The sequence below is a fragment of the Burkholderia cepacia genome (assembly GCF_029962485.1).
GTDB lineage: Bacteria > Pseudomonadota > Gammaproteobacteria > Burkholderiales > Burkholderiaceae > Burkholderia.
On sequence record NZ_CP073637.1, the window covers coordinates 3,169,066 to 3,181,250 of the forward strand.

Consider the following 12,185-nt stretch of genomic DNA (forward strand, 5'->3'; position numbering starts at 1 on the left):
CTGATTCCAAAGGAGTTTTTTTAGTGAGCAACGCCCTGACCCTCCCGAATACCCTGAGCCCGACGCCGGCCAAGGCCGAATCGGCAGGCTCGCTGGCGCTCGCAGCCCAATCGATGTTGCCCGGCCAGCTCGGCAACATCGACGCGTATATCCAGGCCGTCAACCGCATCCCGCTGCTGACCGCCGAAGAGGAACGCCAGTACGCAACCGAATTCCGCGAAGGCAACAACCTCGACTCGGCGCGCCGCCTCGTGCTGTCGCACCTGCGTCTGGTCGTGTCGATCGCGCGCAACTATCTCGGCTACGGCCTGCCGCACGGCGACCTGATCCAGGAAGGCAACATCGGCCTGATGAAGGCCGTGAAGCGCTTCGATCCGGCGCAGAACGTGCGTCTCGTGTCGTACGCGATTCACTGGATCAAGGCCGAGATTCACGAGTACATCCTGCGCAACTGGCGCATGGTGAAGGTCGCGACGACGAAGGCGCAGCGCAAGCTGTTCTTCAACCTGCGCAGCCACAAGAAGTCCATGCAGGCGATGACGCCCGAGGAAATCGACGGCCTCGCGCAGGAACTCAACGTCAAGCGCGAAGACGTGACCGAGATGGAAACGCGCCTGTCGGGCGGCGACATCGCGCTCGAAGGGCAGGTGGAAGACGGCGAGGAGTCGTACGCGCCGATCGCCTACCTGGCCGACTCGCACAACGAGCCGACCGCCGTGCTCGCCGCACGTCAGCGCGACATGCTGCAGACGGACGGCATCGCGCAGGCACTCGAGGCACTCGATGCGCGCAGCCGCCGCATCATCGAGGCGCGCTGGCTGCACGTCGACGACGACGGCTCGGGCGGCTCGACGCTGCACGATCTCGCGGCCGAATTCGGCGTGTCGGCGGAACGCATCCGCCAGATCGAAGCGAGCGCCATGAAAAAGATGCGCACGGCCCTCGCCGAATACGCGTAAATCGCTGCGATTTAGAGCGCTTCATCAAAAACCGCTGCCGGTCCGGCAGCGGTTTTTTTTCGCCCGTCTTTTTCGCATGCTTTCACGCGCTGGTACACGCGTTTCACCGCCCGTTTCTCCGCCCTTTTCTCTACTGATTAATTGACCTGATTCATCAGGTATTAGGCCGTTTGCGGGCCCCTTCCGCATAACCTTGATCTGCCTCAACTTTTGCCCCGCGTTTCGCGACGGTCTGCCGCAGCGCAGCACTCGGCATCGGAAAGCTGTCCTTTTAAAATTGGCATGTCAGGCGCAAAAGGATTAAAACAGCTTCACGGCCGTCATAAATCCGACGTAAAGTCGCCCCAAATCCGTCCTAAATCGATTCAGGATAATCGCCTTGATCTCGATCAATAAAGAGCCTGCGCCGCCGCCTCCCCCGCGGCCTGCCGGCACGATCGGCTGGCGCGCGCGCATCGCCGCGTGGGCACGCGGCCCGACCCTCGCCCGCGACATCACCCTGGTGCTGATCGTCAAGCTGATCCTCCTGATGTCGCTCAAATACGCATTCTTCAATCATCCGCAGGCCGAGCACATGTCGCTTCCGCCTGCCGCCGTCGCCGAGAAGCTGCTCTCGGTGCCGGCGCCTGCATCTACCGAGGGAGACCACCATGATAAGTAGTGAAGTCGTCGATCTGTCACGTCTGCAGTTCGGCATCACGGCGCTCTACCACTTCCTGTTCGTGCCGTTGACGCTCGGCCTGTCCTGGCTGCTCGTCATCATGGAAGCCGTCTACGTGATGACCGGCAAACAGGTCTACAAGGACATGACCCAGTTCTGGGGCAAGCTGTTCGGGATCAACTTCGCGATGGGCGTGACCACCGGCATCACGCTCGAATTCCAGTTCGGTACGAACTGGTCGTACTACTCGCACTATGTCGGCGACATCTTCGGCGTGCCGCTCGCGGTCGAAGGCCTGATGGCGTTCTTCCTCGAATCGACGTTCGTCGGCCTGTTCTTCTTCGGCTGGAACCGCCTGTCGAAGGTCAAGCACCTGATGGTCACGTTCCTCGTCGCGCTCGGCTCGAACCTGTCCGCGCTGTGGATTCTCGTCGCGAACGGCTGGATGAACAACCCGGTCGGCGCCGAGTTCAACTACCAGACGATGCGCATGGAGATGACGAGCCTGTTCGACGTGCTGTTCAACCCCGTCGCGCAGGTGAAGTTCGTGCACACGGTGTCGGCCGGCTACGTGTCGGCGGCGATGTTCGTGCTCGGCGTGTCGTCGTGGTACCTGCTGAAGAAACGCGACGTCGACTTCGCGCTGCGCTCGTTCGCGGTCGCGGCCGGCTTCGGCCTCGCGGCGACGCTGTGCGTGATCGTGCTCGGTGACGAATCGGGCTATACGACCGGCGAAGTGCAGAAAATGAAGCTCGCCGCGATCGAATCCGAATGGGAAACGCAGCCGGCGCCCGCATCGTTCACGCTGATCGGGATTCCGAACCAGGAGGAACAGCGCACCGACTACGCGATCAAGATCCCGTACGCGCTCGGCCTGATCGCGACACGCTCGATCGACGAACCGGTGATCGGCCTGCGCGAGCTCGCGAAGCACAGCGAGGAGCACATCCAGAGCGGGATGGTCGCGTACGGCGCACTGCAGAAGATCAAGCAGGGCGACACGAGCGACGCGACGCGCGCACTGTTCGACCAGCACAAGCAGTATCTCGGCTACGGGCTGATGCTCAAGCAGTTCACGCCGAACGTGGTCGATGCAACGCCCGAGCAGATCAAGGCCGCCGCGAAGAAGACGATCCCGCCGGTCGCGCCCGTGTTCTTCTCGTTCCGGATCATGGTGGCCCTCGGCTTCCTGTTCGTCGCGACGTTTATTGCCGCGTTCTGGTTCTGCGCGCGCCGCGAACTGCTGCAGGACAACCGTCGCTGGTTCCTGCGCTATGCGGTGTGGGCGATCCCGCTGCCGTGGATCGCGATCGAATTCGGCTGGATCGTCGCCGAGCTCGGCCGCCAGCCGTGGACGATCGCCGGCGTGCTGCCGACGCACCTGTCCGCGTCGAGCCTGCAGCCGTCCGACCTGTACCTGAGTCTCGCGGGCTTCATCCTGTTCTACACCGCCCTGTTCGTCATCGAGATCAAGCTGATGTTCAAGTACGCGCGCCTCGGCCCGTCGTCGCTGCATACCGGCCGCTATCACCACGAACTCGCGGCCGCCAGCGAGCGCGCCCCGGCGTGAGCACGCACCTGAAACGGAACAAGGAATCGCTATGGACTATGCAACTCTCAAGCTGATCTGGTGGCTGCTCGTCGGCGTGCTGCTGATCGGCTTCGCCGTCACCGACGGCTTCGACATGGGCGCGACCGCGCTGCTGCCGTTCCTCGGCAAGACCGACGACGAGCGCCGCATCATCGTCAACACGGTCGGCGCGACCTGGGAAGGCAACCAGGTGTGGCTGATCACGGCCGGCGGCGCGATGTTCGCCGCCTGGCCGCTCGTCTACGCGGCGTCGTTCTCCGGCTTCTACTTCGCGATGCTGCTCGTGCTGTTCGCGCTGTTCTTCCGGCCGGTGGGCTTCGACTACCGCAGCAAGCGGCCCGACCCGCGCTGGCGCGCGGGCTGGGACTGGGGCCTGTTCGTCGGCGGCTTCGTGCCGGCGCTCGTGTTCGGCGTCGCGTTCGGCAACCTGCTGCAAGGCGTGCCGTTCAAGTTCGACAGCGACCTGCGCGTGACCTACTACGGCGGCTTCTGGGCGCTGCTGAACCCGTTCGCGCTGCTGTGCGGGCTCGTCAGCCTCACGATGCTCGTCGCGCACGGCGCCGCGTTCATCAAGATGAAGACCGACGGCGTGATCGCGCGCCGCGCATCGATCGCGCTGCGCGTGGCGTCGTTCCTCGCGGTCGTGCTGTTCGCGCTGGCCGGCGTGCTGATCGCATCGTATGTCGGCGGCTTCCACATCACGCACGCCGCGCCGACCGACTCCGTCGCGAACCCGCTGCTCAAGGAAGTCGCCGCCGGTTCGGGCCTGTGGCTCGCGAACTACGGCGAATTCCCGTGGATGATCGCGGCGCCCGTCGTCGGCATCGCGGGCGGCCTGCTCGCGATGCTGCTGGCCGGCTCGAAGCAGGAGAAGACGGCCTTCTTCTGCACGGGGCTGATGATCGCGGGCGTGATCCTGACCGCGGGCTTCTCGATGTTCCCGTTCATCATGCCGTCGTCGCTCGACCCGCGCAGCAGCCTGACCGTATGGGATTCGACGTCGAGCCACATGACGCTGCAGGTCATGCTGTTCGCGGTGATCGTGTTCCTGCCGCTCGTGCTGCTCTACACGAGCTGGGTGTATCGCGTGATGCGCGGCAAGGTCACGCGCCAGACGCTCGAGGACAACAAGCACTCGATGTATTGAAGAACCGGGCCGGGGCGCGCCCGCGCCCTCGCCCACCGTTTCGCAAGGAGTCGGATCATGTGGTATTTCAGCTGGATTCTCGGTATCGGCGTCGCGCTGTCGTTCGGCATCGTCAATGCGATGTGGCTCGAAGCGCGGCAGAAGCCGCAGGAAGCGCCCGTACGCACACGCCGCGACTGACGCCCGCCTGACGCGTGCGGCCGAGCGCGCCGCCGCCGTCCGGAACGAACCTCGCTTCGCGCGAGGTTTTTTTTCGTCCGGCCCGTCCGGACGGGCGCCGCGCGTCGATGCCAATTTAGCGCCAGATTGATACCACTTGAATACCAATAAAAGGTTTCATAAGATCTTTGGACACGGCCGCTGACAGGCCGATTCCTTCTGGGTGGGGGAGACATGCGAATTCCGTGTGTGGCGCGCGCCTGCGCGCCGTATCGACGTCCGCGTACCGCGGCGTCCGCTGTCGCGCTCGCGCGCGGCCGGCCGAACAGGGTCGGCTGCGGCCGGCTCGCCGCCGCCGCCGCCGCCATTGTGGTGCGCCGCCGATGATCATGCGCACACCGCCCGGCCGATCCGATCGGCACGCGTGCCCGCCTCCCGTTCCGTAACGCACGCCCGCGCGTGCAGATTGCGCGCGGTGCAGTCGCATCGCCCCGCGTGCTGGTATCTCCCGCAGCTCCACTGAAAGACCCGATCGCAGCGACGTCGCTCCACGACGCCGCTACGCCCCCTTTTTTCTCAGGAGTTCGAATGAAGCGCATCATGCCCTCCCTTCTTGCAAGCCTGCTGGTCGCGGCGCTATCGCCGGCCGTGATCGCGGCCCAACCCGCACCGGCGGCTTCCGGCGCGACCGCCGGCACCGCGCTGGCTAGCGCACAAGCGGCCAGTCTCGCGACGCTGCTGTCGAACGGCCTCGCATTGCGCGTCGCCGTCGACAACAACCACGCGGCCACGGCCGGCGTGCCGTGCGCCGATCTTGGCGCCGACGGCGCGGCCTGCGCGACAGGCCGCCTGATCCTGCAGAACCGCGGCCACCAGGTAATCGCCGACGGCGGCTGGAAGCTCTACCTGCACAGCATTCGCCGGCTGCTGCGGATCGATCGCCCGGGCTTCGCGCTGCGGCGGCTCACCGGCGACCTGTACGAACTGACGCCGCAGCCGGGCTCGGTGCGGCTCGCACCCGGTGAACGCCTCGAACTGCCGTTCGTCGCCGAATACTGGCTGCTGCGCTACAGCGACGTGATCCCGCGCCCGTACGTGGTGGTCGATGGCGCGCCGCCCGCCGTGCTGCGCTACAACGACACCGACGACGAGCTGCGCTACGTCGAATCGCTGCCGGCCGACGCGCAGAACAACTCGACCGGCAATGCGCCGCCGGTGGCCGCACGACCCGACGCGAGCCGCGCGCTGCCGAGCGTGAAGCGCGAACAGCCGCTGCCCGGTACGCTCGACCTGCGCGGCGTCGAACTCGCGCTGCCGGACCTGCCCGACGCGCAGGTCGCGGCGCTGCGCGAACGCGCGACGACCCTCGGGCTCGACGGTGCGCGCGTGCCCGTCCGCGGCGCCGTCGCGCCGCGCCGGCTGCCGGCCGACATCGCGACGCCGGGCGGCTACCGGCTGGCGATCGGGCCGCGTGGCGTCCTGATCGAAGGCTACGATCGCGCGGGCCTCTACTACGGCGTGCAGACGCTCTACTCGCTCGCGCCGGCCGGCGGCGGCCCGATCCCGGCGATGCTCGTCGAGGATGCGCCGCGCTTCACCCATCGCGGGATGCACGTCGACCTCGCGCGCAACTTCAAGCACCCGGCGACGCTGCGCCGCCTGATCGACCAGATGAGCGCATACAAGCTCAACCGCCTGCACCTGCACCTGTCCGACGACGAAGGCTGGCGCATCGAGATTCCCGGCCTGCCCGAGCTGACCGAGATCGGTTCGCGCCGCTGCCACGACCCGAGCGAGACACGCTGCCTGCTGCCGCAGCTCGGCTCCGGCCCCGACAACCGTTCGGGCGGCGGCTACCTGACGCGCGACGACTACGTGGCGCTCGTGCGCTACGCGGCCGCGCACTTCGTGCAGATCATCCCCGAGATCGACATGCCCGCGCATGCGCGGGCGGCCGTCGTGACGATGGAAGCGCGCTACCGGCGGCTGCATGCGGCCGGCCGCGAACAGGAAGCGAACGCGTACCGGCTGCTCGATCCGCAGGACACGACGAACCTGACGACGGTGCAGTTCTACGACCGGCGCAGCGACCTGAACCCGTGCGTGCCGGGCGCGCTCAATTTCGCGTCGAAAGTGATTCGCGAGATCGCGGCGATGCATTCGGACGCCCAGGCACCGCTGCATACCTGGCACTACGGCGGCGACGAAGCGAAGAACATCTTCCTCGGCGCGGGCTTCCAGCCGCTGAACGGCACCGACCCGAACAAGGGGCGCATCGACCTCGCCACGCAGGACAAGCCGTGGGCGCGTTCGCCCGCGTGCACGGCGCTGCTCCAGCGCGGCGAGATCAAGTCGATCGACGAGCTGCCGACGCGTTTCGCGAAACAGGTGAGCGCGGCGGTCAACGCGAACGGGATCGACACGATGGCCGCGTGGCAGGACGGCATCAAGCATGCGAACGGGCCGCAGGACTTCAGCACGCGCCGCGTGATGGTGTCGCTGTGGGACACGATCTTCTGGGGGGCGTCGGACAGCGTGCGCGACCTGAGCGGCAAGGGCTACCTGACGGTGCTCGCGCTGCCCGACTACCTGTACTTCGACTTCCCGTACACGCTCAACCCGCGCGAGCGCGGCTACTACTGGGGCTCGCACGCGACGGACGAGTACAAGGTGTTCTCGCTCGCGCCGGAGAACCTGCCGCAGAACGCGGAAGTGATGGGCGACCGCGACGGCAACCCGTTCGAGGTCACCGGCACGGGTCCCGCGCCGCGTATCGAAGGCATGCAGGGCCAGGCGTGGGGCGAGGTGATGCGCAACGACACCTTCCTCGAATACATGGCCTACCCACGGCTGCTCGCGCTCGCCGAGCGCGCGTGGCACCGGGCCGACTGGGAGCTGCCGTATGCGGCCGGCGTGCGTTTCAAGCGCGGCGACACGCATCACGTCGACACGGCCGCGCTGCAGCGCGACTGGGCCGGTTTCGCGACGCTGCTCACGCAACGCGAATTGCCGAAGCTCGACCGCGCCGGTGTCGGCTACCGGAAGCCGACCTTCACGCTGACGAATCCGTGATCGGCTGAACGCCCGGACGACGTGCGATGCAAACGCATGCATCGCGCAATCGCCCGGACCAAAGAAAAACGGCTTGCGACACATACGTCGCAAGCCGTTTTCGTTTTACTGCCCGGCCGAACCCGCCACGCGGATCAGGCCGGCTTCATCACATCAGGCCGGTTGCGCGGCCGCCGCGCTGCCCGACGGCGGCAGGCGCGCGCCGAGCTGTTCGGCATAGCGCGCGGCCGCGTTGCCGCAGACGATGTGGAACGTGTCGAGCGACACCCATGCAACGTCGAGCGCACCGAGGCGATCGCGATCGACTGCCGACGGATCGCGCACGACCACACGCAGGCGCGTGGTCGCCACCGCGTCGAGCGATGCGACGTTGGTCGCGCCGCCGAACACCGCGAGCCAGCGCGTCGGTTCCGGATCGAGCGGGCCGGCGGCCGCGCCCGTGACAGGCTGCGCGGCGGCGGCCGTCGCGGTCGACGCGGCGCCGGTCGCGCCGCTGCCGATCGCGACACGCATCTCGTCGGCAATGATGTCTGCCTCGGGCCCGATGATCACCTGCACGCTGTTGCCGCCGCGCTTGAGCACGCCGCGCGCGCCGATCGACTTCAGTTCCGGCTCCGAGACCTTCTCCGGATCGACGACGGTCAGGCGCAGGCGCGTCGTGCATGCGTCGACGACCGACAGGTTGCCCGCACCGCCGAGTGCGGCGATGTAGCGTTGCGCGCGCGGTGCGGCGGCCGTCGCGGCCCCCCCCGCAGCCGGTGCGACGAAGCCGCCCGATGCGTACGATTCGGCAGGCGCATCGGCCGATGCCGGCTCGCGGCCCGGCGTCGCCATGTTGAACTTGCGGATGAAGAAGCGGAACAGCCCGTAGTACGCGGCGCCGTACGCGATGCCGAGCGGAATCGCGATCCAGCCCTTCGTCGACAGCCCGTAGTTCAGCACGTAGTCGATTGCGCCGGCCGAGAACGTGAAGCCGAGCTTCACGTCGAGGATCTGGCAGATCGCGAGCGACAGCCCCGTCAGCACCGCGTGGATCACGTACAGCACCGGCGCGAGGAACATGAAGCTGAATTCGATCGGTTCGGTCACGCCGGTCAGGAACGACGTGAGCGCCATCGAGAACAGCAAGCCGCCGACCATCGCGCGGCGCTCCTTCGGTGCCTCGTGCAGCATCGCGAGACACGCGGCCGGCAGGCCGAACATCATGATCGGGAAGAAGCCGGCCATGAAGGTGCCCGCGGTCGGGTCGCCCGCGAAGAAGCGGTGCAGGTCGCCGTGCACGATCTCGCCGCCGGCAGGCGGCGTGAAGTTGCCGAACACGAACCATGCGAGCGAGTTGATGATGTGGTGCAGGCCCGTGACGAGCAGCAGGCGGTTCAGGAAGCCGAACACGAACGCACCGATCGCGCCCGCCGTCGTCAGCCACTGGCCGGCCGCGTCGATCAGATGCTGGACCGGCTGCCACACGTACCCGAACACGATGCCGAGTATCACGCACACCAGCCCCGTGATGATCGGCACGAACCGTTTGCCGCCGAAGAACGCGAGGTAGTCCGGCAGCTTGATGTCCTTGTAGCGGTTGTACAGCAGGCCCGCGACGACACCCGCGATGATCCCGGACAGCACGCCCATGTTCAGCTTGGGATCGATGTCCTTCATGATCGCGGTTTCGATCAGGTAGCCGATCGCGCCCGCGAGCGCCGCCACGCCGTTGTTGTCCTTCGCGAAACCGACCGCCACGCCGATCGCGAACAGCAGCGGCAGGTTGTCGAAGATCGCGCCGCCGGCATCGGCGATCATCTTGATGTTGAACACGTCCGGCTGGCCGAGTCGCAGCAGGATGCCGGCAACCGGCAGTACCGCGATCGGCAGCATCAGTGCCCGGCCCAGGCCCTGTATTTTCAGAAACGGATTCCCGTTCATTCAGTCCTCCAATCCTTGTCTCGTCGTTAATCGTCGTTGACCTAATTACGCTCTTGTACCGAAACGGGCCGCGCGCCCGCCGCCGACGTTCAGTCGAGCGGCCAGACCTCGCGGCTTGCTGCCCTTACCGCCTGTGCCGAATCGAGCGCGAGCAGATCCTGCGCGCGCTGACGGCACAACTGGTAATCGAGACGGCGCACACGCGCCTTGATGCCCGGCACCGAAACGGGGTCGACCGACAGTTCGGTCACGCCGAGGCCCACCAGGATCGGCACCGCGAGCGGATCGCCGCCGAGCGCGCCGCATACGCCAACCCACTTGCCGTGCTTCGCGGCGCCGCGCACCGCGATGTCGATCAGGCGCAGCACCGCCGGGTGCAGGCCATCGGATTGCGCGGCCAGATCGGCCTGGCAGCGGTCCATCGCGAGCGTGTACTGGGTCAGGTCGTTGGTGCCGATCGACAGGAAATCCGCGTGCTGCGCGAGTTGGTCGGCCAGCAGCGCGGCCGACGGCACCTCGATCATCACGCCGACCTCGATCGGCTCGGTACGGCCCTGCGCGCGCGCGAATTCGTCGATGCGCTTGCGCAGCCGCACGAGTTCACCTGCGTCGGTGACCATCGGCAGCAGGATGCGCACCGCGCCGAACGGCTTCACCGCGAGCAGGCCCTGCAATTGATCGTCGAGCAGATCGGGGCGCACCTGCGCGAGGCGGATGCCGCGCAGGCCGAGCGCCGGGTTCGGTTCGGGCGGCAGCGTCAGGTAGTCGACTTCCTTGTCGGCGCCGACGTCGAGGGTGCGGATGATCGCGGTGCGACCCTGCAGCGCATCGACGATCGACTGGTAGCTCTGCTGGTGTTCGACGACCGTCGGCGCGGCCTGGCGATGGATGAACATCAGCTCGGTGCGCAGCAGGCCGACCGCGTCGGCGCCGTTGTCGACCGCGGTGTTCGCGTCGTCGAGCGTCGCGATGTTCGCGGCGACCTCGATCGCGCGACCATCGACGGTCTCGGCGGCAACGCCTGCCAGTTGCCGGTTCGCCTCGCGCACGCCGTCCAGGCGCTGGCGTTCGTGCCGCGCACGCTCGACGTCGAGCGCGGTCGGCGCGTGTTCGAGCCGGCCCGCGCTCGCATCGACGACGACCTGCGTGCCGTCCGGGATCGCATACAGCGCATCGCCGACCGCGACCAGCGCCGGAATGCCGAGCTGCCGCGCGATGATCGCCGCGTGCGACGTCGCGCCGCCACGCGCCATCACGAGCGCGGTCACGCGCTGGCGATCGAGCGACGACAAGTCCGACGGCGTGAATTCCTCGGCCGCGAGCACGGCTTCGTCGGGCAGCGCACGCGCGGCGCCGTTCGTGTGGCCGAGCGCGCGCAGCACGCGCTTCTCGATGTCGCGCAGGTCGGCCGCACGTTCGGCGAGCAGCGCATCGTCGAGCTTCGACAGCGTGTCGATCTGCGTGCGGATCGTCGCGCGCCACGCGAAGCCCGCGCTCTTGCCGAGACTGATCAGGTCGCGCGCCGCATCGATCAGCGTCGGGTCTTCCAGCAGCACGCGATGCACCGCGAAGATGCCCGCTTCACCGACCGCGCCGCGCGCGGATGCGTTGCGCACCGTTTCGTCGAGTTCGGCGTCGACCGCCTTCAGCGCCTGGTCGAGCTGGCGGCTTTCCGCAGCCGGCGTGCCCGAAGCCTGCTCGGGCGGCACGATTTCCGCATCGTCGAGACGCACCAGCGTGCCGACCGCGATGCCGGGCGCCGCGCACACACCTGCGAGCGTGTTCGGGTCGATTGGCGCGCCGGTGTTGCGCGCGACCGTCTGCGGTGCGGGCGACCTCAGCCGCGCCGGTTTTTCCTCGACTTCGCCGTGCGCTTCACGCAGCAGCTCGTGCTCGACCGCATCGACAGCCTGTTGCGCGTGCGCGCCGCGGCCGACCAGTTCGACCGTCGCGCCTTCGCCGGCGCCGAGGCCGAGCAGGCCAACGACGCTCGCGATCGATGCCTTGCGTCCGTCGAACAGCACGTCGACACTCGCGTCGAACCCGCGCACCGCTTCACGCGCACGCGCGGCCGGCCGCGCGTGCAGGCCGCCCGGCTGTGCGAGCACGATCTCGCGGCGCACTTCGTTCGTTGCCGCCGCACCGGTTCGTGCCGCCTGCGCAGCCGCTTCGCCCTTGCCGCGCAGCGCGAGCAACGGCGTCTCGCCGGCCGTCGCGAAACCGCTCGCGCGATCGACGACCTCGAACGCGTCGGAGTTTGCGATCGCGATCACCGACACGAGCGAATGCGCGCTGCGCGCCACCGCGTCCTGGTCGAACTCGATCAGCAACGCACCTGCCTCGACACGCGCGCCGGCCTCGACGTGTGCGATGAAGCCCTGCCCGTTCAGCTCGACGGTATCGATGCCGATGTGCAGCAGCACTTCCGCGCCTTGCGGCGTCGTGATCGTCACCGCGTGGCCCGTGCGCGCGAGATGCGACACGACGCCCGCGCACGGCGCGACGAGCTTGCCCGCGAGCGGGTCGATGCCGATGCCGTCGCCGAACATCCCGCCGGAGAACACCGGATCGGGCACGTCGGCCAGCGCGACGATCGGCCCCGTCAAGGGGCTAAGCAGGACGATCTGATCATGGGTGGAACTCTTCAACTGGGACTCCTCGGCGCGTCTCATC

Annotated in this window: 8 protein-coding genes; 6 read left to right on the forward strand and 2 right to left on the reverse strand. The window is 67.5% G+C overall.

Annotation, left to right across the window (positions count from 1 at the left end; all coding sequences use genetic code 11):
- Nucleotides 1-23 precede the first annotated feature (23 nt).
- From rpoH to KEC55_RS14800, 6 genes are all read left to right on the forward strand, one after another.
- Nucleotides 24-959 carry an RNA polymerase sigma factor RpoH gene (gene rpoH, locus KEC55_RS14775; protein WP_282506009.1) on the forward strand — a complete coding sequence of 312 codons (936 nt, stop codon included), beginning with the start codon at nucleotides 24-26 and terminating at the stop codon, nucleotides 957-959.
- A 373-nt stretch (nucleotides 960-1,332) separates the two neighbouring features.
- Nucleotides 1,333-1,620, forward strand: a complete 288-nt coding sequence (gene cydP / locus KEC55_RS14780; RefSeq protein ID WP_201752315.1) for a cytochrome oxidase putative small subunit CydP — start codon at nucleotides 1,333-1,335, stop codon at nucleotides 1,618-1,620.
- The gene (locus KEC55_RS14785; RefSeq protein ID WP_124452095.1) at nucleotides 1,610-3,190 is read left to right on the forward strand and encodes a cytochrome ubiquinol oxidase subunit I; all 1,581 of its coding nucleotides are present in this window, start codon (nucleotides 1,610-1,612) and stop codon (nucleotides 3,188-3,190) included. The genes cydP and KEC55_RS14785 overlap by 11 nt, the downstream gene beginning before the upstream one ends.
- Before the next feature lie 31 nt (nucleotides 3,191-3,221).
- On the forward strand, nucleotides 3,222-4,358 hold the full coding sequence (cydB, locus tag KEC55_RS14790; protein ID WP_282506010.1) for a cytochrome d ubiquinol oxidase subunit II: 1,137 nt from the start codon (nucleotides 3,222-3,224) through the stop codon (nucleotides 4,356-4,358).
- A 57-nt stretch (nucleotides 4,359-4,415) separates the two neighbouring features.
- Nucleotides 4,416-4,538: a cytochrome bd-I oxidase subunit CydX gene (cydX, locus tag KEC55_RS14795; RefSeq protein WP_166723818.1), complete on the forward strand. Its 123-nt coding sequence runs from the start codon at nucleotides 4,416-4,418 to the stop codon at nucleotides 4,536-4,538.
- A gap of 567 nt (nucleotides 4,539-5,105) precedes the next feature.
- Nucleotides 5,106-7,589: a family 20 glycosylhydrolase gene (locus KEC55_RS14800; RefSeq protein WP_282506011.1), complete on the forward strand. Its 2,484-nt coding sequence runs from the start codon at nucleotides 5,106-5,108 to the stop codon at nucleotides 7,587-7,589.
- Nucleotides 7,590-7,742: 153 nt separating this feature from the next.
- Here KEC55_RS14800 and nagE read toward each other — a convergent pair whose 3' ends face one another.
- Complete coding sequence (nagE, locus tag KEC55_RS14805; protein WP_282506012.1) at nucleotides 7,743-9,512, reverse strand: N-acetylglucosamine-specific PTS transporter subunit IIBC; 1,770 nt, start codon at nucleotides 9,510-9,512, stop codon at nucleotides 7,743-7,745.
- Between the two features lie 89 nt (nucleotides 9,513-9,601).
- Complete coding sequence (gene ptsP, locus KEC55_RS14810; protein WP_282506013.1) at nucleotides 9,602-12,184, reverse strand: phosphoenolpyruvate--protein phosphotransferase; 2,583 nt, start codon at nucleotides 12,182-12,184, stop codon at nucleotides 9,602-9,604.
- Nucleotide 12,185 lies beyond the last annotated feature (1 nt).

Coding starts and splice junctions, on each gene's coding strand:
- ptsP (WP_282506013.1), bottom strand. CDS start 12,184: ATGAGACGCGCCGAGGAGTCCCAGTTGAAGAGTTCCACCCATGATCAG.
- nagE (WP_282506012.1), bottom strand. CDS start 9,512: ATGAACGGGAATCCGTTTCTGAAAATACAGGGCCTGGGCCGGGCACTG.
- KEC55_RS14785 (WP_124452095.1), top strand. CDS start 1,610: ATGATAAGTAGTGAAGTCGTCGATCTGTCACGTCTGCAGTTCGGCATC.
- KEC55_RS14800 (WP_282506011.1), top strand. CDS start 5,106: ATGAAGCGCATCATGCCCTCCCTTCTTGCAAGCCTGCTGGTCGCGGCG.
- cydX (WP_166723818.1), top strand. CDS start 4,416: ATGTGGTATTTCAGCTGGATTCTCGGTATCGGCGTCGCGCTGTCGTTC.
- cydB (WP_282506010.1), top strand. CDS start 3,222: ATGGACTATGCAACTCTCAAGCTGATCTGGTGGCTGCTCGTCGGCGTG.